A 22,056-nucleotide genomic window follows, 5' to 3' on the forward strand; every position below is an offset into this window, starting at 1 on the left:
TCATGACCAGAAAAGGAATCTTAGGAAAAAAGGTTGGAATGACGCAAGTCTTCACTGAAAACGGCGAGTTGGTGCCTGTAACAGTCGTTGAGGTGACACCTAATGTTATTATGCAAATCAAGACCGCTGAAAATGACGGTTACGACGCTGTTCAATTAGGCTATGCAGACAAGCGTGCTGTGCTTACAAACAAGCCAGAACAAGGTCATGCAAAAAAAGCAAATACTACTCCTAAGCGCTTCATTAAGGAAATCAAAGATGTTGAGCTGGGAGATTATAAGGTAGCTGAAGAAGTTAAAGCAGATATCTTTAAACCAGGAGACATCGTTGATGTTACTGGAACTACAAAGGGTCATGGATACCAAGGAAACATTCATAAAGATGGTCAATCACGCGGACCAGAAACTCATGGTTCTCGCTATCACCGTCGTCCAGGTTCACTTGGTGTAATCATTAACCGTGTTGTTCCAGGTATGAAACTACCAGGGCGCATGGGTAACAAAACTGTTACAATTCAGAACCTTGAAGTTGTAAGTACTGATAATGATAACAATGTTATCTTGATTAAAGGTAACGTTCCAGGTGCAAACAAATCATTTATTACGATTCGCACAGCTGTTCGCGGTGCAAACAAATAGAAGGGAGGCAACTATAGATGACTGACGTAGCATTATATAAACAAGATGGCAGCCAAAACGGCACTGTTTCATTAAATGATGACATTTTTGGTATTGAGCCTAATAATAATGTTGTTTTTGATGCAGTTGTTATGCAACGTGCTTCAAGACGACAAGGAACTCATTCAGTTAAGAATCGTTCTGCAGTTCGCGGTGGCGGAAAGAAGCCATGGCGTCAAAAGGGTACTGGTAGAGCTCGTCAAGGCTCTATTCGTTCACCACAATGGCGTGGCGGTGGAATTGTTTTTGGACCAACACCCCGTTCTTATGCTTATCATTTGCCAAAGAAAGTATCTCGCTTAGCTCTTAAGTCTGTTCTTTCTGAAAAAGTTGCAGATGAAAAATTAGTAGTTGTAGATTCATTAGTATTTGAAACACCAAAGACTAAAGAATTCGCAGCATTACTAGAAAAATTGAATGTTTCAACTAAAACTTTAATCGTTTTAGAAGATGGTAACGAGAAAGCATCACTTTCTGCACATAACCTTGAAAATGTGAAGGTTGTATCAGCTGATGGAATTAATACATTAGATGTAGCGGATCATGATAAAGTTGTCATTACAAAGGCTGCTCTTTCTCAAGTAGAGGAGGTGCTCGCATAATGGAATCACGTGATGTCATTTTACGTCCAGTAATTACTGAAGAGTCAACAAGTAAGATGGATAATAAAACATACACTTTCGATGTTGATTTACGAGCTACTAAAACACAAGTTAAAAAGGCTGTCGAAGATATCTTCGATGTTAAGGTTGTGCGTGTTAACATCATGAACGTACGTGGAAAATTAAAGCGTCAAGGACGTTATGCCGGATACACAAAGAAGCGTCGCAAGGCAATCGTTACCTTAACGCAGGATTCAAAGGAAATTCAGTTATTTAGCGAAGAATAACCTTAATAATAGGAGGTAAACGTTGTGGCTATAAAAACATATAAGCCAACCAGCAATGGTCGACGTAATATGACTAGCTTAGACTACAGTGCAATTACCAAGAGTAAGCCTGAAAAGTCATTGCTTGAGTCAAAGAGCAAAACGGCCGGTCGTAATAATTACGGTCATATGACTGTTCGTCACCGTGGTGGTGGTAACAAGAACCAATACCGTGTTATTGATTTTAAACGTAATAAAGATAATGTTCCAGCAATTGTTAAAGCAATCGAATATGATCCAAACCGAACTGCTAATATCGCTTTATTAGTTTATGTAGATGGTATCAAATCATACATTATTGCTCCAAAGGGATTAAAAGTTGGGGACAAGGTTGAATCAGGTACTGAAGCTGATATTAAAGTTGGTAACGCATTACCACTTGCGAATATTCCGGTTGGTTCAATCATCCATAATATCGAATTAAAACCTGGTAAGGGTGGTCAGTTGGCAAGATCTGCCGGCGCTTCTGCACAGTTATTAGGACGTGATGGTAAATATGCATTAGTTCGTCTGTCATCAGGTGAAGTTCGAATGATTTTGGCAACAAACCGTGCCACAATCGGTGCTGTTGGAAACGAAGAGCACGAATTGGTTAACGTTGGTAAAGCTGGTCGTACTCGATACAAGGGACAACGTCCACACGTTCGTGGATCTGTAATGAACCCTAACGATCACCCTCATGGTGGTGGTGAAGGTAAAGCACCAGTTGGTCTCCCATCACCATTATCACCATGGGGTAAGAAGACAGTTGGTAAGAAGACTCGTTCTAAGAAAGCACGTTCAAATAAATTTATTGTTCGTCGTCGTAAAGGATCGAAGATGTAAAAAACATATGCAATTATTTTTGCATATGAAGAGGAGGTTTCAAAATGAGTCGTAGTTTGAAAAAGGGACCATTTGCCGATGAATATTTACTTAAAAAGGTTGATGCCCAAAAAGACCAAGAAAAAAAGTCTGTAATTAAGACATGGTCACGACGATCAACTATTTTCCCAAGTTTTATTGGATATACTTTTGCTGTTTATGATGGACGTAAACACGTACCAGTCTTTATTCAAGAAGATATGGTAGGCCACAAGCTCGGGGAATTTGTTCCAACTCGTACTTTCCATGGTCATGGTACTGACGATAAGAAGACTGTTTAAACAAGGAGGATAACAAATGGCTGAACAAGTTACATCAGCAAAAGCAACTGCCAAAACTGTTCGTATTGCCGCTCGTAAGGTCCGTCTTGTAATCGATCTTATCAGAGGTAAGAGTGTTGCCGAAGCTGCCGCCATCCTGGATTTCACACCCCGCGGTGCTTCTCCGGTAGTTTCTAAGGTGCTTAAATCTGCTGTTGCAAATGCAGAAAATAATTTTGACTTAGATTCAGAGAATTTAGTTGTTAGCGAAGCTTATGTTAACGAAGGCGCAACTTTAAAACGTTTTCGTCCAAGAGCTAAGGGCTCAGCTTCACCAATTAACAAACGAACTAGTCACATCACAATTGTTGTGTCGGAAAAAGAGGAGGGATAACGCGTGGGTAATAAAATAAATCCTAACGGTTTACGAGTTGGAATCATTCGCGACTGGGAAGCTAAATGGTATGCTGGCAAAGATTACGCTGCATATTTACGTGAAGATTTACAAATTCGTAAGTACATTGAAAAGCGTCTTGCTAATGCATCCGTTTCAACTGTAGAAATTGAACGTGCCGCAAACCGCGTTAATATTTCGATTCATACTGCCAAGCCTGGTATGGTTATTGGTAAAGGTGGATCTGAAGTTGAAAGCCTTCGTAAGGAATTAAATAATCTTACAGGCAAACGGGTTCATATTAACATTATTGAAATTAAGAAGCCTGATCTTGATGCAAAACTTGTTGGCGAAAACATTGCTCGTCAACTAGAAGGCCGTGTGGCTTTCCGTCGTGCAATGCGTCAAGCTATGCAACGTACAATGCGTGCTGGTGCAAAGGGTATTAAAACTCAAGTTGCTGGTCGGTTGAACGGTGCTGATATGGCTCGAGTTGAATCATATTCAGACGGAACTGTTCCTTTGCATACTTTGAGAGCTGATATTGACTACTCATGGGTTGAAGCCTTTACCACTTATGGTTCAATTGGTGTAAAGACTTGGATCTACCGTGGTGAAATTCTTCCTGAAAAGCCAAAGAACAGTGAAGCTGACAAAGGAGGCAAATAAGCATGTTAGTACCTAAGCGTGTAAAGCACCGTCGTGAGCATCGTGGCAAACTTCGTGGGAGTGCCAAGGGTGGTACAACTGTAACCTTCGGTGATTACGGTTTGCAATCACTCGATTCACATTGGATCACAAACCGTCAAATCGAAGCATGTCGTGTAGCGATGACTCGTTATATGAAGCGTGGCGGAAGAGTTTGGATTAAAATCTTCCCACACAAATCATATACTGAAAAAGGTGTCGGAGTTCGAATGGGTAATGGTAAAGGTACACCAGCTGGCTGGGTATCACCAGTTAAACGTGGCAAGATTTTATTTGAAATTGGTGGCGTTTCTGAAGAAGTAGCTACTGAAGCATTGCGTCTTGCCTCTAATAAACTTCCCGTTCGTACAAAGATCGTAAAACGTGAGGAAGTAGGTGGCGAATCAAATGAAGGCTAAAGAAATTAATGAATTAACCACTGCTCAAATGATTGATAAAGAAAAAGATTATAAAGATGAATTGTTCAATCTTCGTTTCCAACTAGCCACTGGCCAATTGGAAAACACCGCGCGATTAAAGCAAGTTCGTAAAAATATTGCACGGATTAAGACTGCTCTTCGTCAACAAGAGTTAAACAAGTAAAACACGATAAGGGAGGTATAATTAATGGCTGAAGAACGTAACCAGCGTAAGGTTTATCAGGGACGTGTTGTTTCTGACAAGAATAACAAAACAATTACTGTTTTAGTTTCAACTCACAAGAAACATGCAACATACGGTAAGCGTGTTCGTTATTCAAAGAAATTCACTACTCAGGATGAAAACAACGAAGCAAAAGTTGGCGATATCGTACGGATTATGGAAACACGTCCACTATCAAAGACAAAACGTTTCCGTCTGATTGATATTGTTGAAAAAGCGGTTATTATTTAACTTACTTAATTATCATAATTATCGTATTTTATTTGACGATGAAGGGAGGATATACCTGTGATTCAACAAGAAAGTCGATTAAAAGTTGCCGACAACTCAGGTGCACGGGAATTGTTAACTATTAAGGTTTTGGGTGGCTCAACTAGAAGATATGCTGGAATTGGTGACACTATTGTTGCTACGGTCAAACAAGCAACACCAGGTGGCGTTGTCAAAAAAGGTGATGTCGTTAAGGCTGTTATCGTGCGTACCAAATCTGTTACTCGTCGTACAGACGGTTCTTATATTCGTTTTGACGAGAATGCAGCAGTTTTAGTTCGTGATGATAAGAGTCCTCAAGGCACTCGTATCTTTGGTCCGGTTGCTCGAGAATTACGTGATAACAACTTCATGAAGATTGTTTCATTAGCCCCAGAAGTACTTTAAAACAACCAGGATATAAGGAGGTGCCAACATGTTCATTAAAACTGGTGACAAAGTTCGTGTTATTAGTGGTAAGGACAAGGGAAAAGAAGGGACAGTTACTAAGACTATCGCTTCTAAAGATCGTGTGATTGTTGAAGGTGTGAACAAAGTAAAGAAACATACCAAGGCTTCATCAACAAATCCAAATGGTGGAATTATTGATGCTGAAGCACCAATCCACGTTTCAAATGTCATGCTTATTGATCCATCTACCAACGAGCCAACTCGTGTTGGAATTAAGGTTCAAGATGGCAAGAAAATTCGTTACTCAAAGAAATCGCAAAAAGCGATTGATTAATTCAAATATAGGAAGGGAGGATAACTTTTAAATGACAAGTCGTTTACATGAACAATTTGACAGCGAAATTGTGCCACACATGGTGGAAAAATTCAGTTATAAGTCAGTTATGCAAGCTCCAAAAATCGATAAAATTGTTTTAAACATGGGTGTTGGTGATGCAGTTACTAACGCTAAAAACCTTGATGAAGCAGTTTCAGAATTAGCCTTGATTTCTGGTCAAAAACCTTTAGTAACTAAAGCTAAGAAATCAATTGCCGGTTTTAGACTACGTGAAGGTATGTCAATTGGTGCCAAGGTAACTCTTCGTGGCGATAGAATGTATGATTTTTTGGATAAGTTAATTAATGTTTCATTACCACGTGTTCGTGATTTCCATGGTGTTAGTTCTAGAGCTTTTGATGGCCGAGGCAACTACACTTTAGGTGTCCGCGAACAATTGATTTTCCCTGAAATTGATTATGATAATGTCAACCGTGTTAGAGGTCTTGATATTGTAATCGTAACTACTGCTAATACCGATGAAGAATCACATGAATTGTTGGCTCAATTCGGTATGCCATTTGCTAAATAATTGAGGAGGTTTCACATTGGCTAAAAAATCATTGATCGTAAAAAGTGAACGCCCTGCAAAGTTCTCAACACAAAACTATACACGTTGTGAGCGTTGTGGGCGACCTCGTTCAGTTTACAAGAAATTCCACTTGTGCCGTCTTTGCATCCGTGAACTTGCCCACAAGGGTCAAATTCCTGGTATGAAGAAAGCTAGTTGGTAAAAATTATTAAGAAGGAGGTTGTTCGCTGATGTCTATGACTGATCCCATTGCAGACTTTTTAACTCGCATTCGCAATGCTAACATGGTTTACCATGAAACAGTTGAAGTTCCTGCATCAAAAATCAAACGTGACATTGCTGAGATTCTTAAGCGTGAAGGCTTTGTCCGTGATGTTGAATACATCGAAGATGACAAACAAGGCGTTATCCGTGTATTCCTGAAGTATGGCAAGGATAAGCAACGTGTCATTACTGGTTTGAAACGAATTTCAAAACCAGGCTTGCGTTCTTACGTTAAAGCCGATGCCGTTCCAAAGGTTCTTAATGGACTTGGAATTGCTATTATTTCTACATCAAACGGTGTAATTACTGACAAACAAGCTCGCGCCCAAAAAATTGGCGGCGAAGTATTAGCTTACGTTTGGTAATATTTCAAAAAATTGGAGGTGTGATCCGTGAGTCGAATTGGTTATAAAACGGTTGTTTTGCCTAAGGGCGTTGAAGTATCAACTGATGGTAATAAAGTAACTGTTAAAGGTTCAAAGGGTTCATTAACCCGCGAATTTGTATCCGAAATTAAAATGAACGTTAAAGATAACGAAGTGAACTTTGAACCAGTTGTTGATTATAACAACAAAGTTCGTGCTTTGCATGGTACTATGCGAGCAAACTTTAACAACATGGTTGAGGGTGTCACTGATGGTTTCAAGAAAACCTTGAAACTTGTTGGTGTTGGATATCGTGCTGCACTCAAAGGGAAAACTTTGACACTTAGTGTTGGTTATTCTAACCCTGTTGACATGACAGTTCCTGAAGATCTAACTGTTGAAGTACCTGACAATACGACTATTCATATTAGTGGTATCAGCAAACAACATGTTGGTGACTTTGCTGCATCTGTTCGTGCCGTTCGTTCACCTGAACCATATAAAGGTAAAGGTATTCGTTACGAAAATGAACATATTATCCGTAAGGAAGGTAAGACTGGTAAGTAAAATACCAGCTTAAAAAATTATTGAGGTGACTATTGTGATTTCTAAACCAGATAAAAATAAGAGTCGGAAACGTCGTCATAACCGTGTCCGTAATAAAATTTCTGGTACTGCCGAGTGCCCACGCTTGAACGTTTTTCGTTCTAACAAAAACATCTATGCTCAAGTTATTGATGACGTAGAGGGTGTAACGCTTGTTAGTGCCTCAACACTTGATTCTGCAATCAGTGATGGTAACAAAACTGAAAAAGCAGCTGGTGTTGGCAAATTAGTAGCTGAACGTGCAAGCAAAAAGAACATCAAAAAAGTTGTTTTTGATCGTGGTGGATATTTATACCACGGTCGTGTTCAAGCTCTTGCTGATGCTGCTCGCGAAAACGGATTAGAATTTTAATAAAAGGAGGAATAACCGCACATGAAGAAGTTTATTGATCCTGATAAATTAGAGCTTGAAGACAATGTCGTTTCTATCAACCGGATCACTAAAGTTGTTAAAGGTGGACGTCGTCTTCGTTTTGCTGCTTTAGTCGTTGTTGGAGACAAACACGGCCATGTTGGCTTTGGAACTGGTAAAGCACAAGAAGTTCCTGAAGCAATTCGTAAGGCTGTTGAAGCAGCTCGTAAGAATTTGATTGAGGTTCCGATTGTTGGTACAACAATTCCTCATGAAGTTGTTGGAACTTATGGTGGTGGGCGTATCATGTTAAAGCCTGCTGAAGAAGGTTCTGGAGTAGCAGCTGGTGGTGCCGTTCGTTCCGTGATGGAACTTGCCGGTATCGACGATGTTACAAGTAAGCGATTGGGTTCAAATACTCCTGTCAACGTTATCCGAGCAACATTTGAAGGCTTGGTCGCATTGAAGAGTGCTGAAGAAATTTCAGCTTTACGTGGTGTATCAACCCAACATTTAGCTGAATAAGGAGGGTGTTTTAATTGGCTCAATTAAAAATTACTTTAAAACGTAGCGTAGCTCATCGCCTCCCAAATCAACGAAAAATTGTGAAGGCACTCGGCTTGGGTCGGATTAATAGTACGGTTGTTAAACCGGACAACGAATCAATTCGCGGAGCTCTGTTCAAAATCGCTCATTTAATTGAAGTTGAACAAGTTAAAGACTAATAATTCGTAAGGAGGTGCCAATTTCATGAAATTGAATGAATTGAAAGCTGCAGAAGGTTCTCGTTCATTACGTACACGTAAAGGTCGTGGTCGTTCTGCTGGAAAAGGAAAGACTGCCGGCCGTGGTCAAAAGGGTCAAAAGGCTCGTGGTAAGACACGCGTAGGTTTTGAAGGTGGCCAAATGCCATTGTATCGTCGTACTCCAAAACGTGGATTTAACAATATTAACCGTAAAGAATATGCGGTTGTTAACGTTGCTAAACTTGATGTTTTCGACGAAGGCACTGAAGTAACTCCGGAGTTACTTCAGGATCGCGGAATTGTTAAAAACGCTAAATCTGGTATTAAGGTTCTTGGAGACGGTGGACTTACTAAGAAATTAACCGTAAAGGCTAATAAGTTTTCAAAAACTGCACAATCTGTAATTGAAAATGCTGGCGGTAAAATCGAGGTGGTTTAATGCTCTCGACTCTAACTGGTGCATTTAAGGTTAAGGAAATTCGAAACAAGATTTTATTTACATTATTTGTTTTGATTATCTTCCGGTTGGGATCATTCATAACCGTTCCTGGTGTAAATGCAAAGGCGTTAACGTCCGTTGCATCATCAGGATTGGTCAGCATCCTGAATACCTTTAGTGGTGGTGGTCTGACTAACTATTCGATTTTTGCTATGGGAGTATCTCCATACATCACTGCTCAAATTATTATCCAATTGCTTCAGATGGATATTGTTCCTAAATATGTTGAGTGGGGAAAACAAGGGGAAGTTGGCCGGCGGAAGTTGAATCAACATACTCGTTATTTAACAGTTGTTCTTGCCTTCTTCCAGTCAGTTGGAATTACAGCCGGATTCAACCAATTAAGTAGTCTGAATTTGGTTACCAACCCAAGTGTTAAAACCTTTATTGTCATTGGTATTATCCTGACTGGTGGTACGATGTTAACAACTTGGATGGGTGACATGATCACTGAAAGAGGAATTGGTAATGGAATTTCAATGATTATCTTTGCGGGTATCATTGCTCGAATCCCTACTGGATTACAATCACTATGGCAACAATACTTTGTTGGCGTAACTGGTTCTGATCTATGGCAACCAATTCTCTTCTCGATTGCACTTGTGATTATCGTTCTTGCCATTATTACGTTCGTTACTTGGGTGCAACAAGCTGAACGTCGGATTCCAATTCAATACACGCGAAGAGTTGCTGGTTCACCGGACAGTAGTTATTTGCCTTTAAAGGTTAATGTTGCTGGTGTTATCCCAGTTATCTTTGCGAGTTCATTTATTGCGACTCCTCAAACAATTTTAATGGCTTTTACGAATAATTATTCCACAACAACGTGGTATCAAGTGTTAAACAACGTGTTTAACATGCAGACAACCACTGGAGCTGCTTTTTACACAATTTTGATTGTCATGTTTACTTTCTTTTATGCATTTGTTCAAGTTAACCCTGAAAAGTTATCAGAGAACTTGCAAAAGCAAGGGAGTTATATTCCTGGCGTTTGGCCGGGGCATGAAACGCAAAGCTACGTTTCAAACTTACTAATGAGATTAAGTACTGTGGGTGCCATTTTCTTAGGTGTCGTTGCTTTAATCCCACTGGTTGCTCAAAATATTTGGAACTTAGATGAATCCATTGGATTAGGTGGTACAAGTCTTCTAATCGTTGTTGGTGTTGCAATCGAAACTATTCGCCAGATTCGGGGATTAATGATGAAACGTGAGTATGTCGGTTTCATTAAGGGTTCTCGTCCAACTAATGGTGAATAAGACGATTAAACATCGAACAAGGAGGGAAAATTGATGGCATTAAATTTAATTTTAATGGGATTGCCTGGTGCTGGTAAGGGCACTCAGGCTCAATTTATTGTTGACAAGTACCAGATCCCACATATTTCAACTGGGGATATGTTTCGCGAAGCAATTTCAAATGGAACGCCACTGGGCTTAAAGGCTAAGTCGTTTACTGACAAAGGTAATTTAGTTCCTGATGAAGTTACTAATGGGATTGTTAAAGAACGACTTTCTCATAATGATACTCAGCCGGGCTTTTTACTAGATGGATATCCTCGAACTCTAGAACAGGCGGATGCATTGGCAGATATGGCAGACGAGTTGGGGAAACCTTTGTCTGCTGTTATCAACATCGATGTTGACCCAGAAATTTTAACTAATCGACTAACTGCACGTTTTATTTGTAAGAACTGTGGTGCGACTTATAATAAGTTGTACCATATGCCTAAAGTTAATGGAACTTGTGATATTTGCGGTCACCACGAATTCTATCAACGGGATGATGATAAGCCCGAGGCTGTTAAGAATCGCTTGAAAGTTAATGTTAAAATGAATACGCCACTGATTTCTTATTACAAAGATCGGGACTTGCTATTTAATGTTAATGGTGATCAAGATATTGATAAAGTTTGGCAGGATGTTGATAAAATCTTGAGCACACTGTAAACTCTCCATAGATTAAGTGTTGAGTCTATTGGATTGATGAAATATAATGGATGTGTTAAACTATCAAAGGTTTGTCAAGCTCGTTTATATTTTAATTCAATCTAATTTAATTTTGGAGGTGTTAATTAGTGGCTAAGGATAATGTTATTGAAGTAGAAGGAAAAGTTGTCGAAACTTTGCCAAATGCAATGTTTCGAGTTGAACTTGAAAATGGACATGAGATTTTAGCTCATGTTTCCGGTAAAATCCGAATGCATTATATTCGGATTCTTCCTGGAGATAAGGTTACTGTTGAAATGTCGCCCTATGACTTAACAAAGGGAAGAATTACTTATCGATTTAAGTAGTTATTGTCTTCATCATTTTTTGAGGAGGTTTAAAAATGAAAGTAAGACCATCAGTAAAACCAATGTGTGAACATTGTAAAGTAATCAAAAGAAAAGGCCGTGTGATGGTGATTTGCTCAGCAAACCCTAAGCACAAACAACGCCAAGGAAAGTAGAACTTAAAACAGGAGGTGTGTACTAAATGGCTCGTATTGCCGGAATCGATTTACCCCGTGACAAGCGAATTGTTATCGGATTAACTTATATTTTTGGTATTGGTACAAGCACTTCAGAAAAGATTCTTGCACAAGCAGGTGTTTCTGAAGATGTTCGTGTCCGCGATTTAACTCCCGATCAAGAGGATAAAATTCGTGCGATTGTTAGTGACCTTAAGATTGAAGGTGACTTACGACGTGAAGTTAGCATGAATATTAAGCGACTCCAAGAAATTGGCTCATATCGTGGTATGCGTCATCGCCGTGGTTTGCCTGTTCGTGGTCAAAACACAAAGAATAATGCCCGTACTCGTAAGGGAAAGGCAACTGCTGGAGTAGGCAGAAGAAAATAAAGATAAAGGAGGTCATCTGTTTTTATGGTAAACAAGAAGTCAAGTCGTAAACGTCGGACTAAAAAGAATATTGCTTCAGGTGTTGCACATATTCATTCGACATTTAACAATACCTTAGTTATGATTACCGATACTCAAGGTAATGCAATTGCCTGGTCATCAGCAGGTGCTTTAGGTTTTCGTGGAAGTCGTAAATCAACACCATTTGCCGCTCAAATGGCTGCTGAAGCTGCTGCAAAATCGTCAATGGAACATGGTATGAAATCTGTAGAAGTTGCGGTTAAGGGTCCAGGTTCTGGCCGTGAAGCTGCAATTCGTGCACTTCAAGCTACAGGTTTGGAAGTTACAGCTATTCGTGATGTTACACCTGTACCTCACAATGGCTCTCGTCCTCCAAAGCGTCGTCGAGTTTAGTTTTTATTGATTCAATATAGTGATGTTTAGTTTGCCTATACGTATTGATATATTGCACATGGACTCACACGTTTTGAAAGGGGTTAATGATAAGAATGATTGAATTTGAAAAGCCTAACATTCATAAAATTGAAGAAACAAAGAACTTTGGTGAGGTTGTTGTGGAACCACTCGAAAGAGGTTACGGTACTACTCTCGGGAATTCACTTCGCCGCACATTGTTGTCGTCACTGCCGGGTGCTGCTGTAACCAGTATCCAAATTGATGATGTTCTTCATGAATTCTCAACAATTAAAGGCGTTGTTGAAGATGTTACCCAGATCATCCTGAATGTTAAGAAAATTTCGTTGAAATTGGATGGACCAGAAGACGAAGATGAAAACTTGGAAATTGATGTAATTGGCCCTGCTGATGTTACTGCCGGTGACATTCAAGGCGACAGTGATGTGACAGTTCTCAACCCTGATCTGCATATTGCTACCGTTGCTGAAGGTGCTACTTTCCATATGCGGTTAACAGCCAACAGAGGTCGAGGCTACGTTTCTGCTGTTGAAAATAAGAAACGTGCTACTGAGATGCCAATTGGCGTTCTTCCTGTCGACTCCATCTATACCCCAATCGAACGTGTCAACTATCAGGTTGAAAGTACGCGGGTTGGTCAACGCGATGATTTTGATAAATTAACTTTGGATATTTGGACTAACGGTTCTATCACACCTAGTGAAGCGGTTAGTTTGGCAGCTAAGATCTTAACTGAACATTTAGAAATGTTTGTAGACCTAACTGATGAAGCTAAGAATACCGAAATCATGGTTGAGAAAGAAGAAACCCATAAAGAAAAAATGCTGGAAATGACAATTGAAGAACTTGATTTATCTGTTCGTTCTTACAATTGTTTGAAACGTGCTGGCATTAATACTGTTCAAGAACTTACTGAAAAGACAGAAGCTGATATGATGAAAGTTCGGAATCTTGGACGCAAGTCACTTGAAGAAGTAAAAGAAAAGCTTGCTGCTTTGGGCCTTTCACTTCGTAAAGAAGATTAATTAATTTTATAAAGGAGGACAACCGGAAATGAGTTATCGGAAATTACAACGTTCCAGTGAACATCGACGCTCATTGCTTCGTAATTTAACCACTGAGTTGATTATTCATGGTCAAATTATCACTACCGAAGCTAGAGCCAAAGAAGTACGTTCTACTGCCGACAAGATGATTTCACTTGGTAAGCGCGGTGATTTACACGCTCGTCGTCAAGCTGCTTCATTTGTTCGTAATGTGGTTGCTGATGTTAAGGAAGATGGCGATGACATTACTGTCACTACTGCATTGCAAAAGGTATTTGGAGAATTAGCTACTAAGTATTCTGATCGTAATGGTGGGTATACACGGATTCTTAAGACTATGCCACGTCGTGGAGACGGTGCACCTATGGTCGTATTAGAATTAGTAGACTAAATTTTCATTTATTTTTCTAAGCATAATTGTCACATTTTCACGAGAATCACTCAGGTTTTTGGTATAGAACGTCATGATGGTGGGATTGATAAATCCCTAGTCTAGTTTGAATGTGGAATAAATTCCACGCACTAATCACTTGTTAGTGATTTTTTTGTACATAAAATGATGTCAGAAAATATGAGGTCAATTTGATGAAAGATATAGTTCAAGTAGACAAAATTTCTTATAATTATCCGGACCAACCGTTACTGTTTGATCAATTATCCTTAGATGTTCATGAGGGTGAGTGGTTGGCTATCATTGGTCAAAACGGAAGTGGGAAAAGTACACTTGCCAGATTAATTGATGGGCTAATTGTTTTAAATGAGGGACACATCACTGTTGATGGATTACAAGTAAACGATCAAAATATCTATAACGTTCGAAGCAAAATAGGAATTGTTTTTCAAAATCCGGAAGATCAATTTGTTGGCGCAACAGTAGAGGATGATGTTGCCTTTGGCTTGGAGAATCAGTTGTTTGACCGTAGTAAAATGCATGACATTGTTGAAGAAAGTTTAAAGAGTGTGGGAATGTGGGATTTTCGTGAACGAATCCCTGCCAATTTATCTGGTGGGCAAAAGCAGAGAGTTGCAATCGCTGGGATTATAGCCCTTAGTCCTAAAATTATCATTTTAGATGAAGCTACCAGTATGTTAGACCCTCGTGGAAGAAAAGAAATTTTGGAATTGGTTCAACGACTTAAGAATGAAAACCATTTAACCGTCATTTCAATTACTCATGACATCGATGAAGCTGCAGGCGCAGATAGAGTGGTTATTTTAAATCATGGGGAAATTATTGATGAGAATACACCGCGGGGAATTTTTTCCCATCCGGACAAGCTAAGACAAATTGGACTTGATGCGCCCTATACATCTAAATTGCTTGCAGCTTTGAGCAAGCGTGGCGTTAGTGATGAAAAGTCATATATGAATGATGAGGAGTTAATCGCATGGATACAGCAATTAGTCTCAACAAAGTAACTCATACTTATCAGGCGAACACGCCCTTTGCTCAAAATGCAATAGATAATGTTACACTTCAAATTTCAAAGGGCTCTTTTACGACGATAATCGGTCATACAGGGAGTGGAAAGTCAACCTTGGTTCAACACATCAATGCTCTTTTAAAGCCAACGGAAGGGCATCTAGAGGTCTTAGGAAGAGTTATAGATCCCAATACAACAAACAAGAACCTCAAGGCGTTTAGAAAACACGTCGGAATGGTTTTTCAATTTCCGGAAAAACAGTTATTTGAAGAAACAGTTTTAAAAGATATCATGTTTGGCCCTAAGAACTATGGTGTAAATGATGGCGAAGCAAAAAAATCTGCCTTTAATGCGATGGAGTTAGTGGGCTTGGATAAGGCATTGGCGGATAAATCACCGTTTGATTTGTCGGGTGGACAAATGAGACGGGTTGCAATTGCCGGGGTGTTGGCAATGAATCCTGAAATTCTTATACTGGACGAGCCTACTGCGGGATTAGATCCGCGAGGACATCAAGAAATCATGGATCTTGCTCGGTATCTCAATAAAAATAAGCAAATGACAATTGTCCTCATTACTCACCAGATGGACGATGTTATTGATTATGCGACAAATGTTATCGTGATGGATAAGGGAAAAGTTGTTAAGGTTGGGTCACCTGCACAAGTCTTTAGTGATCCAAAGTGGGTTTACGGTATGCAACTAGATTTACCAAGCAGTGCGGAATTTGCACAACAGCTAAAAAAAGCAGGGGTTAATATTGGTCAGTTGCCGTTAACAATAGATGCTCTTGCAGACAGAATTGTGAGACTTGTCGGGAAAGGAGATACCAAATGAGTAATTTCATTTTTGGACGATATCTTCCCGGTCATTCGTGGATTCATCAGATGAGCCCCCAATCGAAACTATTATTAAGCTTTTATTTTGTTATTATTATTTTTTTTGCAAACAATCTTATTTCTTATGGAATCCTATCTATTCTTATTCTTATTGTCATTTTACTTTCAGGTATTTCAATTATGTATTTTCTAAAGGGAATTCGGCCATTAATATGGTTAATTATTTTTACCGTCTTACTTCAAATTTTATTTAGTAGTGGTGGACGAGTCCTTTGGCATTTTGGCCCATTCTCTGTAACTAATGAAAGTTTGATAAACGGTGGCTTCATTTTTATGAGGTTTTTACTGATTATTATGATATCGACTGTTTTAACATTAACGACCACTCCTCTAGCTATTGCTGATGGTGTTCAGACGATACTTAAGCCATTGAAAAAAGTGAAATTTCCTGTTGATACATTAGCATTGATGCTATCCATTGCACTTCGATTTGTTCCTACACTAATGGACGAAATGGAAACTATTATGAATGCTCAACGTGCGCGGGGAGTTGATTTTGGGTCAGGGAGTCTAAAACATAGGGTTAAGGCTGCTGTTCCATTGCTGGTGCCGCTATTTACAGGTGCTATTAACCATGCTGAGAATCTTTCAACAGCAATGGAAGCTCGCGGATTTTCAGACAGCGAGCATCGGACTAAATATCGGCAGTATCGTTGGCAAGTAAAAGATACGATCAGCTGGCTCTTTTTTTTAGCTATTGGGGCAGTTGTTATATTTATTAGAAAGTAGTTGGTCATAATTACGAGTCGTTACAAAATAACTTTTATGTATGATGGTACAAATTTTAGTGGGTTCGAAAGACAGCCTAACAGAAGAACAATTGAAGGCGTCTTAACTCAAAAAGTCAATGTGATGGCAAAATTGCCTGAGCCACCGATTATTATATATGGTTCGGGGAGAACCGATGCAGGCGTTCACGCAGTCGCACAAGTTGCTCACTTTGATTTTCCGTTTGATTTATCGGCTGAAGCTATTTATCGCGGGTTGAATAGCATGCTGCCATTAGACATGGAAATTACGAAAGTTGAAAAAGTCAGTAATGACTTTCATGCACGCTATGATGTTTCTGGGAAAAAATATTTTTATAGAATGTATCTTGGAGAATTTCAAAACCCGTTTAAGAGAAACTATACAGGACATTGGAAATTTCCAATTGACATGGAGAAAGTTAATCATGCATTAGCAGATTTAGTGGGAGAACATGACTTTTCAAGCTTTGTTGCTTCTGGATCGACGGCCCGTTCTAATATTAGAACGATTTATTCTGCATCTGCCAAATTAGACCAGGCGGAAAATGAAGTGCATTTAGAGTTTTATGGAAATGGATTTTTGTACAATATGGTTCGAATTATGGTAGGAGTTGTAGCTGAAATCGGTTCAGGAATGCGTCCAGAAAGTGATGTTCTAAGATTATTTGAAGTAAAGGATCGTGATCAGGCTCGAAGAACGATGCCTGCATCCGGTCTTTACTTGAAACGTGTCTTCTATGAGGGCGACGATCCTGAGCACCCAACAAAATTGCCTAAACGTTAACGATTTTACTGAAAAATAATTGACTTTCCGCAGAATTATTTGTATTATGTTAGTTGGTATTGTTTGCCCCACGATGAGCCCCGGAAACTTATTTGGTGTCGAACAAACACAGAACTTGGAGGAATATAAAGTGCGTACAACATATATGGCAAAACCTGGTGAAGTAGAACGTAAATGGTACGTTGTTGACGCAACAGACGTATCGTTAGGACGTCTCTCATCAGTAGTCGCTTCAATTTTAAAAGGTAAAAATAAACCTACTTACACTCCAAACGTTGATACTGGTGATAATGTCATTGTTATCAATGCCGGTAAGGTAGGATTAACAGGTCGTAAGGACAAAAACAAGATTTATTATCACCATACTCGTTTCATTGGTGGTTTAAAGCAAAAGACAGCTGGTGAGTTCCGTGAAAAGAACCCAGAAAAGCTTATTGAAACTTCAGTTAAAGGAATGCTTCCTCATGGAACATTAGGTCATAAGATCGGTTTGAAGTTACATGTCTATGCAGGTCCTGAACATGATCATCAAGCACAGAAACCAGAAGCATTAGACATTAAGAACCTAATTTAAGGAGGAACTCACTTTGGCTCAAGTACAATATCGCGGCACTGGCCGTCGTAAAGATTCAGTTGCGCGTGTACGTTTAGTACCCGGAACTGGTAAAATTATTATGAATGATAAAGCAATTGAAGATTACATTCCATTTGCTAATTTACGTGAGGTTGTTGTACAACCGTTTAACGTTACTGAAACACTTGGTAACTACGATACATTAGTTAATGTTAATGGTGGTGGCTTTTCAGGACAAGCAGGTGCAACTCGTCATGGTATTGCACGTGCATTGCTGTCAGTTGACCCAGACTTCCGTGGACCATTAAAGCGTGCGGGTTTGTTAACTCGTGACGCTCGAATGAAAGAACGTAAGAAGCCAGGTCTTAAAAAGGCACGTAAAGCTTCACAATTTTCAAAGCGTTAATATTTACTTTATTTATTATGAAAAACACCTTCAAAGAGAAGGTGTTTTTTATTTAGCTGTAATTTATTAGTGTTTATGAGTTAACCTGTTAAAGTAAACTAAGTAGCAAACCAATGCTTCAATAATTTAATCCACTATATGTTAGTATTAATTTTGAAGATTTAAGACAGGAACAAAGGTATCAGATGAGTATATTTTGGTCATCATTTCGAGGCTTGAGAAACGATATTTCAAAAATTCATTTAACTGGTCTTGGAAATGTTTAGGGATATTCTAAAAAAAATATAAGCTCATTTTTAATACCAAGAAACGGTGTTATTGTCTGGTATAATATACCCATCTAAACAGGAGATAGAAAATGGCAGAGAAGAAAAAAACGTTAAGATTTAATTTGTTGGCAATGTTCATAGCTATTATTATTCTGCAAACCTCGATTCCTTTGATTGGTTATATCCCAATTGGTCCATTGAGCATTACAATTATTTCTGCGACTGTCACAATTGCTACAATTTTGATGGGAACGAGAGATGGCGCTATTATTGGAGGCGTCTGGGGGTTGATTACATTTATTCGAGCGTATATTTGGCCAACAAGTCCCTTAGCGACCATTGTGTTTGTCAATCCAGTTGTTTCAGTGTTACCGCGAGTCCTGATTGGAGTAGTCGCAGGTGTCACATATCACGCACTAAGAAAATGGATCAAAAGACAAGCAGTCAGCGTTTCAATAGCCGCTATACTCGGATCCCTGACAAATACAATTTTTGTATTAGGATTAATTTATCTTTTTTATAAAGCAAAGGCACCACAACTATATCAAATAAATATCAGAGAATTAATGCCTTATTTACTTGGTGTTGTTGGAACAAATGGTATTCCCGAAGCTATTTTTAGTGGCATTGTGACACCCTTAATCGCTTTGCCGCTTCAGAAAGTTCTAAAGGGACGTTTGGACTAGTTGATAATGGTATGAAAAAAGGCCAACAACGAAGAAATACATTGTGTGACCTTTTAAAAGAATTATTTCTTAGCGGGTTTGTCATCTTTATCTTCTTTATCGCTGTCAGGCTCTTTAATCTTAGGTGCAGCTTTAATTAACTTCAAATGACGGTTGTTAATGACAACTTTCTTGTGATACTTGTCAATGATTTCAGGGTCATCAGATTCAAATGTGATTAAAAATGAGTTCGTATAGCTTTTATCAATAAAGCCCTTGAACGTTTGTTTTTCAATCTTAAACGAAACCTCATCACCAACATTGAATTTTGATTGCGCTTCTGATACTTCGGTGTTTTTAGCCATTGGTTTCCATCTCCAGATTTTAAGTGTCAGATGATAACATAACCGATATTGTCGAATTTGTCAATAATAATGAATAGTCTATTTATTTATTAAAAATAGTAATTGTCTTTATTGATGAATATAGTTAGAATTAATTTTAATAGTTAGAAAGTTTGAGGTTGAATTGGCGAAGTATAATAGTAGACGGAAACGTCGAAAACAAACATCAAATTTAATTGTGATGCTGGTATTGATTGGATTCGGGTTGTTTATTATTTTGGGCTTTCGATTATTATCGGCCAATGTTCCCGAGTCTAATCAAGTTGATAACGCTAGAAGTGAGTTAGCGGCACAGCATCGTAAATTTATTAACAAACTTGCACCGCAGGCACAACTGCTACAGGGACAATACAATGTTCTTCCAAGCGTGACGTTAGCTCAGGCAATTCTTGAATCTAATTGGGGGACTAGTCAACTATCCAACAAGTACAATAATCTGTTTGGCGTGAAGGCTCAAAGTTCGAATACAAAATCAGTTTATTTGGATACGCAAGAGTATGTTGATGGGCGATACGTCACTGTTAAAGCACGATTTGAGGTATATGACAGTTGGAATGATTCCTTAGCAGAACATGCAAAATTACTTGCATACGGAACCAAATGGAATCCTGATCAATATCGGGATGTTGTTTCGGCAAATAACTACGTTCAAGCGGCCCAAGGATTGGAAAAAGATGGTTATGCAACGGACCCAACGTACACCGAAAAGCTTATCTCACTAATAAAGAATTATAAACTGTATCAGTTTGACGACTAGAAAGGAATGCAAATAATGGATTTATTAAAGAAGCGGATTGTAGAGGATGGTACTGTATTACCTGGAAATGTATTGAAGGTTGATAATTTCTTGAATCATCAAGTGGATGCTCAGCTAATGGACAAAATTGGAGCTGAGTTTGCAAGACTGTTTAAGGATGAGAAGGTTACCAAGGTAGTTACAGTTGAATCTTCTGGAATCGCGCCTGCATTGACTACTGCGATTCATTTAGGGGTTCCACTGATTTTTGCCAGAAAGCATAAATCTCTAACTTTGACTGATAATTTATATACGGCCAGTGTTTACTCGTATACAAAGCAAGTTAGCAACGATATTAGTGTTGATAAGCGCTTCTTGAATTCCGATGACCGAATTTTAATTATCGATGATTTTTTGGCAAATGGACAAGCTGTTCAAGGATTATTGGAGATTGCCAAATTAGCCGATGTTTCAGTTGCCGGAATCGGAATCGTAATTGAAAAGAGTTTCCAAAAGGGTCACACACTGATCGAGAAGGCAGGCATTCGACTAGAGTCTCTTGCCCGTATTGCTTCTTTGAACGATGGTAAAGTCACTTTTGTTGACTAGACAATAAAGTAGTACAATGAATTAATGTTATTAGGTTTTATTAACTGGAGTAAGGTAATTAGTAATTCCTGCTCATTCTAAGTAATCGAGAAATGAAAGTAGTGAAATCATGGCTGAAGCAAACATCTTGTACCCTGACCAGACAATTGGAATTCTAGGTGACAGTATTAGTAGTCCGACGCTTCTTTATTTTGCCAAAAAAATGGGTTTTAATGTTGGCATGTATAGTTCAAATGAAAATAGTAAAACAATCCGTTTAGCCGATTATAAATATATTGAACCCATGGATGACAAACAAACGCTAAAGATGTTTGCAGAGCGCTGTGATGTTGTTGTGTACAACAGCCCGTCAATTAATTCCGAAGTGATCCGTTATATTTCACAGTTCACTTCAGTACCTCAAAGTGATTCGTTATTGGATATTATTCAAGATCGATTAATTGAACGTAGCTTTTTTGAGACACTTAACATTAATATGGCTCCATACGCGACAATTGTGACACTTGAGGATATTTATCAAGCAATTAATTCAATTGGTTATCCAGCAATTTTAAAGCCCATTCAAAGAGGATTGCTGGGGGACAAAGAACTGGTAATTAAAAATCAAGCCGATATTGTTGCTGCATCTGGTTTGCTTGATTCAGGGACTTATATTATGGAATCATTTGTTGAGCACGATACAGACTATTCAATCATTGTAACGCGTCAAATGGATGGTACAACAGTCGTTTTCCCAATTGTTGAGGTCATATATAATGGTGAACAAATTATGACAGCCTTTACACCCGTGAAGCTTGATCCGAGTGTCGAAAAAGAAATGAATCGAATTACCAATGAGATTGCCAAAAATATTGATTATGTCGGCACCTTTGAAGTATCACTCTTTTTAGCAAAAAGTGGATCGATTTACGTCAATCGGGTTGCACCAATTTTAAGTCCTGCTGGTTTCTTGTTTGATTTTGCAGCTAATACGAATGAATTTGAGCAACATATTCGTGCAATTGCAGGATTACCGTTAACTAAAATAATTGCTGGCATTCCAACCGTTTTTCAAGCTATTAGAAAAAAAGAATATCAAAGGGTGCAGACACAGTGGGTAATAAAAGGAAATTGGCATTTTTCCTTCTATGGAAATAAAACTGATAATCCCAATAACTCTATTGGACATATTTTAATCCCAACGAAGTCAATTTCGGACACGCTAATGAAAGTCGAAGCAACCAGTATTTGGAATGATATTGATTTTAAATCAAAATATGAGAAAAATTAAAAATGTCGGATTTTCCGGCTTTTTTTATGTTTGTGGGCAAGACGAGCCAAACGTATATTTGGTATAATTA

Annotated in this window: 39 protein-coding genes; 38 read left to right on the top strand and 1 reads right to left on the bottom strand. The window is 38.7% G+C overall.

The features are described 5' to 3' along the window. Positions 1 to 2: 2 nt before the first annotated feature. The 35 genes from rplC to HMPREF0519_RS09320 all read left to right on the top strand — a co-directional run bounded on the left by rplC (position 3) and on the right by HMPREF0519_RS09320 (position 18,988). On the top strand, positions 3 to 638 hold the full coding sequence (rplC, locus tag HMPREF0519_RS09155) for a 50S ribosomal protein L3 (RefSeq protein ID WP_003559498.1): 636 nt from the start codon (positions 3 to 5) through the stop codon (positions 636 to 638). 17 nt (positions 639 to 655) lie between these two features. Then, positions 656 to 1,279, top strand: a complete 624-nt coding sequence (rplD, locus tag HMPREF0519_RS09160) for a 50S ribosomal protein L4 (protein WP_003559500.1) — start codon at positions 656 to 658, stop codon at positions 1,277 to 1,279. Next, positions 1,279 to 1,566: a 50S ribosomal protein L23 gene (gene rplW, locus HMPREF0519_RS09165; RefSeq protein WP_003559501.1), complete on the top strand. Its 288-nt coding sequence runs from the start codon at positions 1,279 to 1,281 to the stop codon at positions 1,564 to 1,566. Before rplD ends, rplW begins: the two co-directional genes overlap by 1 nt. Before the next feature lie 24 nt (positions 1,567 to 1,590). Further along, entirely contained in the window at positions 1,591 to 2,430 is an 840-nt protein-coding gene (rplB, locus tag HMPREF0519_RS09170) for a 50S ribosomal protein L2 (RefSeq protein WP_035462602.1), read from the top strand. A 44-nt stretch (positions 2,431 to 2,474) separates the two neighbouring features. Next, positions 2,475 to 2,750: a 30S ribosomal protein S19 gene (rpsS, locus tag HMPREF0519_RS09175; RefSeq protein ID WP_003559505.1), complete on the top strand. Its 276-nt coding sequence runs from the start codon at positions 2,475 to 2,477 to the stop codon at positions 2,748 to 2,750. 16 nt (positions 2,751 to 2,766) lie between these two features. Continuing rightward, positions 2,767 to 3,123, top strand: a complete 357-nt coding sequence (gene rplV, locus HMPREF0519_RS09180) for a 50S ribosomal protein L22 (RefSeq protein WP_003559507.1) — start codon at positions 2,767 to 2,769, stop codon at positions 3,121 to 3,123. 3 nt (positions 3,124 to 3,126) lie between these two features. Continuing rightward, positions 3,127 to 3,792, top strand: coding sequence for a 30S ribosomal protein S3 (rpsC, locus tag HMPREF0519_RS09185; protein ID WP_003559509.1), 666 nt, complete (start codon positions 3,127 to 3,129; stop codon positions 3,790 to 3,792). 2 nt (positions 3,793 to 3,794) lie between these two features. Next, positions 3,795 to 4,229 carry a 50S ribosomal protein L16 gene (gene rplP / locus HMPREF0519_RS09190; RefSeq protein WP_003559511.1) on the top strand — a complete coding sequence of 145 codons (435 nt, stop codon included), beginning with the start codon at positions 3,795 to 3,797 and terminating at the stop codon, positions 4,227 to 4,229. Next, complete coding sequence (gene rpmC, locus HMPREF0519_RS09195) at positions 4,219 to 4,413, top strand: 50S ribosomal protein L29 (protein ID WP_003559513.1); 195 nt, start codon at positions 4,219 to 4,221, stop codon at positions 4,411 to 4,413. The genes rplP and rpmC overlap by 11 nt, the downstream gene beginning before the upstream one ends. 24 nt (positions 4,414 to 4,437) lie before the next feature. Further along, complete coding sequence (gene rpsQ / locus HMPREF0519_RS09200; RefSeq protein WP_003635660.1) at positions 4,438 to 4,704, top strand: 30S ribosomal protein S17; 267 nt, start codon at positions 4,438 to 4,440, stop codon at positions 4,702 to 4,704. A 57-nt stretch (positions 4,705 to 4,761) separates the two neighbouring features. Beyond that, positions 4,762 to 5,130, top strand: coding sequence for a 50S ribosomal protein L14 (rplN, locus tag HMPREF0519_RS09205; RefSeq protein ID WP_003635661.1), 369 nt, complete (start codon positions 4,762 to 4,764; stop codon positions 5,128 to 5,130). A gap of 28 nt (positions 5,131 to 5,158) precedes the next feature. After that, positions 5,159 to 5,467, top strand: a complete 309-nt coding sequence (gene rplX / locus HMPREF0519_RS09210; RefSeq protein WP_003559518.1) for a 50S ribosomal protein L24 — start codon at positions 5,159 to 5,161, stop codon at positions 5,465 to 5,467. 31 nt (positions 5,468 to 5,498) lie between these two features. Beyond that, a complete protein-coding gene (gene rplE / locus HMPREF0519_RS09215; RefSeq protein ID WP_003559520.1) occupies positions 5,499 to 6,041 on the top strand; it encodes a 50S ribosomal protein L5 in 543 nt (180 codons plus the stop codon). A 16-nt stretch (positions 6,042 to 6,057) separates the two neighbouring features. Then, complete coding sequence (locus HMPREF0519_RS13390) at positions 6,058 to 6,243, top strand: type Z 30S ribosomal protein S14 (protein ID WP_003635667.1); 186 nt, start codon at positions 6,058 to 6,060, stop codon at positions 6,241 to 6,243. 28 nt (positions 6,244 to 6,271) lie between these two features. After that, positions 6,272 to 6,670, top strand: coding sequence for a 30S ribosomal protein S8 (gene rpsH, locus HMPREF0519_RS09220; protein WP_008855790.1), 399 nt, complete (start codon positions 6,272 to 6,274; stop codon positions 6,668 to 6,670). Positions 6,671 to 6,697: 27 nt separating this feature from the next. Further along, a complete protein-coding gene (gene rplF / locus HMPREF0519_RS09225) occupies positions 6,698 to 7,237 on the top strand; it encodes a 50S ribosomal protein L6 (protein ID WP_003635670.1) in 540 nt (179 codons plus the stop codon). Between the two features lie 34 nt (positions 7,238 to 7,271). Further along, positions 7,272 to 7,628, top strand: coding sequence for a 50S ribosomal protein L18 (rplR, locus tag HMPREF0519_RS09230; RefSeq protein ID WP_003559527.1), 357 nt, complete (start codon positions 7,272 to 7,274; stop codon positions 7,626 to 7,628). Between the two features lie 21 nt (positions 7,629 to 7,649). Beyond that, entirely contained in the window at positions 7,650 to 8,153 is a 504-nt protein-coding gene (gene rpsE, locus HMPREF0519_RS09235) for a 30S ribosomal protein S5 (RefSeq protein ID WP_003559529.1), read from the top strand. Positions 8,154 to 8,167: 14 nt separating this feature from the next. Continuing rightward, on the top strand, positions 8,168 to 8,353 hold the full coding sequence (rpmD, locus tag HMPREF0519_RS09240; protein ID WP_003559531.1) for a 50S ribosomal protein L30: 186 nt from the start codon (positions 8,168 to 8,170) through the stop codon (positions 8,351 to 8,353). A 25-nt stretch (positions 8,354 to 8,378) separates the two neighbouring features. After that, positions 8,379 to 8,813 (top strand): 50S ribosomal protein L15, encoded by a 435-nt coding sequence (gene rplO, locus HMPREF0519_RS09245; RefSeq protein ID WP_003559532.1) that lies wholly within the window; start codon positions 8,379 to 8,381, stop codon positions 8,811 to 8,813. Continuing rightward, positions 8,813 to 10,132 carry a preprotein translocase subunit SecY gene (gene secY, locus HMPREF0519_RS09250; protein ID WP_003635672.1) on the top strand — a complete coding sequence of 440 codons (1,320 nt, stop codon included), beginning with the start codon at positions 8,813 to 8,815 and terminating at the stop codon, positions 10,130 to 10,132. Before rplO ends, secY begins: the two co-directional genes overlap by 1 nt. A 33-nt stretch (positions 10,133 to 10,165) precedes the next feature. After that, positions 10,166 to 10,822, top strand: coding sequence for an adenylate kinase (locus HMPREF0519_RS09255; protein WP_003559536.1), 657 nt, complete (start codon positions 10,166 to 10,168; stop codon positions 10,820 to 10,822). A gap of 128 nt (positions 10,823 to 10,950) precedes the next feature. After that, the gene (gene infA, locus HMPREF0519_RS09260; protein WP_003559541.1) at positions 10,951 to 11,169 is read left to right on the top strand and encodes a translation initiation factor IF-1; all 219 of its coding nucleotides are present in this window, start codon (positions 10,951 to 10,953) and stop codon (positions 11,167 to 11,169) included. A gap of 35 nt (positions 11,170 to 11,204) precedes the next feature. Next, the gene (gene rpmJ, locus HMPREF0519_RS09265) at positions 11,205 to 11,324 is read left to right on the top strand and encodes a 50S ribosomal protein L36 (RefSeq protein WP_011668476.1); all 120 of its coding nucleotides are present in this window, start codon (positions 11,205 to 11,207) and stop codon (positions 11,322 to 11,324) included. Between the two features lie 26 nt (positions 11,325 to 11,350). After that, on the top strand, positions 11,351 to 11,716 hold the full coding sequence (gene rpsM / locus HMPREF0519_RS09270; protein WP_003559543.1) for a 30S ribosomal protein S13: 366 nt from the start codon (positions 11,351 to 11,353) through the stop codon (positions 11,714 to 11,716). 24 nt (positions 11,717 to 11,740) lie between these two features. After that, positions 11,741 to 12,130 (top strand): 30S ribosomal protein S11, encoded by a 390-nt coding sequence (rpsK, locus tag HMPREF0519_RS09275; RefSeq protein ID WP_003559545.1) that lies wholly within the window; start codon positions 11,741 to 11,743, stop codon positions 12,128 to 12,130. A 95-nt stretch (positions 12,131 to 12,225) separates the two neighbouring features. Then, positions 12,226 to 13,176: a DNA-directed RNA polymerase subunit alpha gene (locus tag HMPREF0519_RS09280; protein WP_035462603.1), complete on the top strand. Its 951-nt coding sequence runs from the start codon at positions 12,226 to 12,228 to the stop codon at positions 13,174 to 13,176. 28 nt (positions 13,177 to 13,204) lie between these two features. Continuing rightward, positions 13,205 to 13,588 (top strand): 50S ribosomal protein L17, encoded by a 384-nt coding sequence (rplQ, locus tag HMPREF0519_RS09285; protein WP_035444681.1) that lies wholly within the window; start codon positions 13,205 to 13,207, stop codon positions 13,586 to 13,588. Between the two features lie 194 nt (positions 13,589 to 13,782). Further along, on the top strand, positions 13,783 to 14,616 hold the full coding sequence (locus tag HMPREF0519_RS09290) for an energy-coupling factor transporter ATPase (RefSeq protein ID WP_003559551.1): 834 nt from the start codon (positions 13,783 to 13,785) through the stop codon (positions 14,614 to 14,616). Continuing rightward, the gene (locus HMPREF0519_RS09295; RefSeq protein WP_003635675.1) at positions 14,586 to 15,458 is read left to right on the top strand and encodes an energy-coupling factor ABC transporter ATP-binding protein; all 873 of its coding nucleotides are present in this window, start codon (positions 14,586 to 14,588) and stop codon (positions 15,456 to 15,458) included. The genes HMPREF0519_RS09290 and HMPREF0519_RS09295 overlap by 31 nt, the downstream gene beginning before the upstream one ends. Then, positions 15,455 to 16,249: an energy-coupling factor transporter transmembrane component T family protein gene (locus HMPREF0519_RS09300; RefSeq protein ID WP_003559555.1), complete on the top strand. Its 795-nt coding sequence runs from the start codon at positions 15,455 to 15,457 to the stop codon at positions 16,247 to 16,249. Before HMPREF0519_RS09295 ends, HMPREF0519_RS09300 begins: the two co-directional genes overlap by 4 nt. Positions 16,250 to 16,285: 36 nt before the next feature. Further along, positions 16,286 to 17,053 (top strand): tRNA pseudouridine(38-40) synthase TruA, encoded by a 768-nt coding sequence (gene truA, locus HMPREF0519_RS09305; protein ID WP_003559557.1) that lies wholly within the window; start codon positions 16,286 to 16,288, stop codon positions 17,051 to 17,053. Positions 17,054 to 17,183: 130 nt separating this feature from the next. Next, positions 17,184 to 17,627 (top strand): 50S ribosomal protein L13, encoded by a 444-nt coding sequence (gene rplM / locus HMPREF0519_RS09310; protein ID WP_035444682.1) that lies wholly within the window; start codon positions 17,184 to 17,186, stop codon positions 17,625 to 17,627. 13 nt (positions 17,628 to 17,640) lie between these two features. Continuing rightward, on the top strand, positions 17,641 to 18,033 hold the full coding sequence (gene rpsI / locus HMPREF0519_RS09315; RefSeq protein WP_003559561.1) for a 30S ribosomal protein S9: 393 nt from the start codon (positions 17,641 to 17,643) through the stop codon (positions 18,031 to 18,033). A gap of 358 nt (positions 18,034 to 18,391) precedes the next feature. Next, positions 18,392 to 18,988 carry an ECF transporter S component gene (locus HMPREF0519_RS09320; protein ID WP_003635678.1) on the top strand — a complete coding sequence of 199 codons (597 nt, stop codon included), beginning with the start codon at positions 18,392 to 18,394 and terminating at the stop codon, positions 18,986 to 18,988. Positions 18,989 to 19,050: 62 nt separating this feature from the next. On the opposite strand, the gene HMPREF0519_RS09325 is transcribed toward HMPREF0519_RS09320, so the two are convergent. Then, positions 19,051 to 19,332 (bottom strand): hypothetical protein, encoded by a 282-nt coding sequence (locus HMPREF0519_RS09325; RefSeq protein WP_003635680.1) that lies wholly within the window; start codon positions 19,330 to 19,332, stop codon positions 19,051 to 19,053. 220 nt (positions 19,333 to 19,552) lie between these two features. Between HMPREF0519_RS09325 and HMPREF0519_RS09330 the strand changes: the two genes are divergently transcribed. The 3 genes from HMPREF0519_RS09330 to HMPREF0519_RS09340 all read left to right on the top strand — a co-directional run bounded on the left by HMPREF0519_RS09330 (position 19,553) and on the right by HMPREF0519_RS09340 (position 21,986). After that, positions 19,553 to 20,128, top strand: coding sequence for a glycoside hydrolase family 73 protein (locus HMPREF0519_RS09330; RefSeq protein WP_003559566.1), 576 nt, complete (start codon positions 19,553 to 19,555; stop codon positions 20,126 to 20,128). Positions 20,129 to 20,143: 15 nt separating this feature from the next. After that, the gene (locus HMPREF0519_RS09335; RefSeq protein ID WP_035444683.1) at positions 20,144 to 20,716 is read left to right on the top strand and encodes a xanthine phosphoribosyltransferase; all 573 of its coding nucleotides are present in this window, start codon (positions 20,144 to 20,146) and stop codon (positions 20,714 to 20,716) included. A 109-nt stretch (positions 20,717 to 20,825) separates the two neighbouring features. After that, positions 20,826 to 21,986 (top strand): ATP-grasp domain-containing protein, encoded by a 1,161-nt coding sequence (locus HMPREF0519_RS09340; RefSeq protein WP_003635682.1) that lies wholly within the window; start codon positions 20,826 to 20,828, stop codon positions 21,984 to 21,986. Positions 21,987 to 22,056 lie beyond the last annotated feature (70 nt).

The sequence above is a fragment of the Lentilactobacillus hilgardii DSM 20176 = ATCC 8290 genome (genome assembly GCF_000159315.1).
Lineage (GTDB): Bacteria > Bacillota > Bacilli > Lactobacillales > Lactobacillaceae > Lentilactobacillus > Lentilactobacillus hilgardii.

Excerpts from the sequence above, each read along its gene's own strand:
- rplC (WP_003559498.1), top strand. The coding sequence starts at position 3 with ATGACCAGAAAAGGAATCTTAGGAAAAAAGGTTGGAATGACGCAAGTC.
- rplD (WP_003559500.1), top strand. The coding sequence starts at position 656 with ATGACTGACGTAGCATTATATAAACAAGATGGCAGCCAAAACGGCACT.
- rplW (WP_003559501.1), top strand. The coding sequence starts at position 1,279 with ATGGAATCACGTGATGTCATTTTACGTCCAGTAATTACTGAAGAGTCA.
- rpsS (WP_003559505.1), top strand. The coding sequence starts at position 2,475 with ATGAGTCGTAGTTTGAAAAAGGGACCATTTGCCGATGAATATTTACTT.
- rplV (WP_003559507.1), top strand. The coding sequence starts at position 2,767 with ATGGCTGAACAAGTTACATCAGCAAAAGCAACTGCCAAAACTGTTCGT.
- rplP (WP_003559511.1), top strand. The coding sequence starts at position 3,795 with ATGTTAGTACCTAAGCGTGTAAAGCACCGTCGTGAGCATCGTGGCAAA.
- rpmC (WP_003559513.1), top strand. The coding sequence starts at position 4,219 with ATGAAGGCTAAAGAAATTAATGAATTAACCACTGCTCAAATGATTGAT.
- rpsQ (WP_003635660.1), top strand. The coding sequence starts at position 4,438 with ATGGCTGAAGAACGTAACCAGCGTAAGGTTTATCAGGGACGTGTTGTT.
- rplX (WP_003559518.1), top strand. The coding sequence starts at position 5,159 with ATGTTCATTAAAACTGGTGACAAAGTTCGTGTTATTAGTGGTAAGGAC.
- rplE (WP_003559520.1), top strand. The coding sequence starts at position 5,499 with ATGACAAGTCGTTTACATGAACAATTTGACAGCGAAATTGTGCCACAC.
- rpsH (WP_008855790.1), top strand. The coding sequence starts at position 6,272 with ATGTCTATGACTGATCCCATTGCAGACTTTTTAACTCGCATTCGCAAT.
- rpsE (WP_003559529.1), top strand. The coding sequence starts at position 7,650 with ATGAAGAAGTTTATTGATCCTGATAAATTAGAGCTTGAAGACAATGTC.
- rplO (WP_003559532.1), top strand. The coding sequence starts at position 8,379 with ATGAAATTGAATGAATTGAAAGCTGCAGAAGGTTCTCGTTCATTACGT.
- secY (WP_003635672.1), top strand. The coding sequence starts at position 8,813 with ATGCTCTCGACTCTAACTGGTGCATTTAAGGTTAAGGAAATTCGAAAC.
- HMPREF0519_RS09255 (WP_003559536.1), top strand. The coding sequence starts at position 10,166 with ATGGCATTAAATTTAATTTTAATGGGATTGCCTGGTGCTGGTAAGGGC.
- rpmJ (WP_011668476.1), top strand. The coding sequence starts at position 11,205 with ATGAAAGTAAGACCATCAGTAAAACCAATGTGTGAACATTGTAAAGTA.
- rpsM (WP_003559543.1), top strand. The coding sequence starts at position 11,351 with ATGGCTCGTATTGCCGGAATCGATTTACCCCGTGACAAGCGAATTGTT.
- rpsK (WP_003559545.1), top strand. The coding sequence starts at position 11,741 with ATGGTAAACAAGAAGTCAAGTCGTAAACGTCGGACTAAAAAGAATATT.
- HMPREF0519_RS09280 (WP_035462603.1), top strand. The coding sequence starts at position 12,226 with ATGATTGAATTTGAAAAGCCTAACATTCATAAAATTGAAGAAACAAAG.
- rplQ (WP_035444681.1), top strand. The coding sequence starts at position 13,205 with ATGAGTTATCGGAAATTACAACGTTCCAGTGAACATCGACGCTCATTG.
- HMPREF0519_RS09290 (WP_003559551.1), top strand. The coding sequence starts at position 13,783 with ATGAAAGATATAGTTCAAGTAGACAAAATTTCTTATAATTATCCGGAC.
- HMPREF0519_RS09295 (WP_003635675.1), top strand. The coding sequence starts at position 14,586 with ATGGATACAGCAATTAGTCTCAACAAAGTAACTCATACTTATCAGGCG.
- HMPREF0519_RS09300 (WP_003559555.1), top strand. The coding sequence starts at position 15,455 with ATGAGTAATTTCATTTTTGGACGATATCTTCCCGGTCATTCGTGGATT.
- truA (WP_003559557.1), top strand. The coding sequence starts at position 16,286 with ATGTATGATGGTACAAATTTTAGTGGGTTCGAAAGACAGCCTAACAGA.
- HMPREF0519_RS09320 (WP_003635678.1), top strand. The coding sequence starts at position 18,392 with ATGGCAGAGAAGAAAAAAACGTTAAGATTTAATTTGTTGGCAATGTTC.
- HMPREF0519_RS09325 (WP_003635680.1), bottom strand. The coding sequence starts at position 19,332 with ATGGCTAAAAACACCGAAGTATCAGAAGCGCAATCAAAATTCAATGTT.
- HMPREF0519_RS09330 (WP_003559566.1), top strand. The coding sequence starts at position 19,553 with ATGCTGGTATTGATTGGATTCGGGTTGTTTATTATTTTGGGCTTTCGA.
- HMPREF0519_RS09335 (WP_035444683.1), top strand. The coding sequence starts at position 20,144 with ATGGATTTATTAAAGAAGCGGATTGTAGAGGATGGTACTGTATTACCT.
- HMPREF0519_RS09340 (WP_003635682.1), top strand. The coding sequence starts at position 20,826 with ATGGCTGAAGCAAACATCTTGTACCCTGACCAGACAATTGGAATTCTA.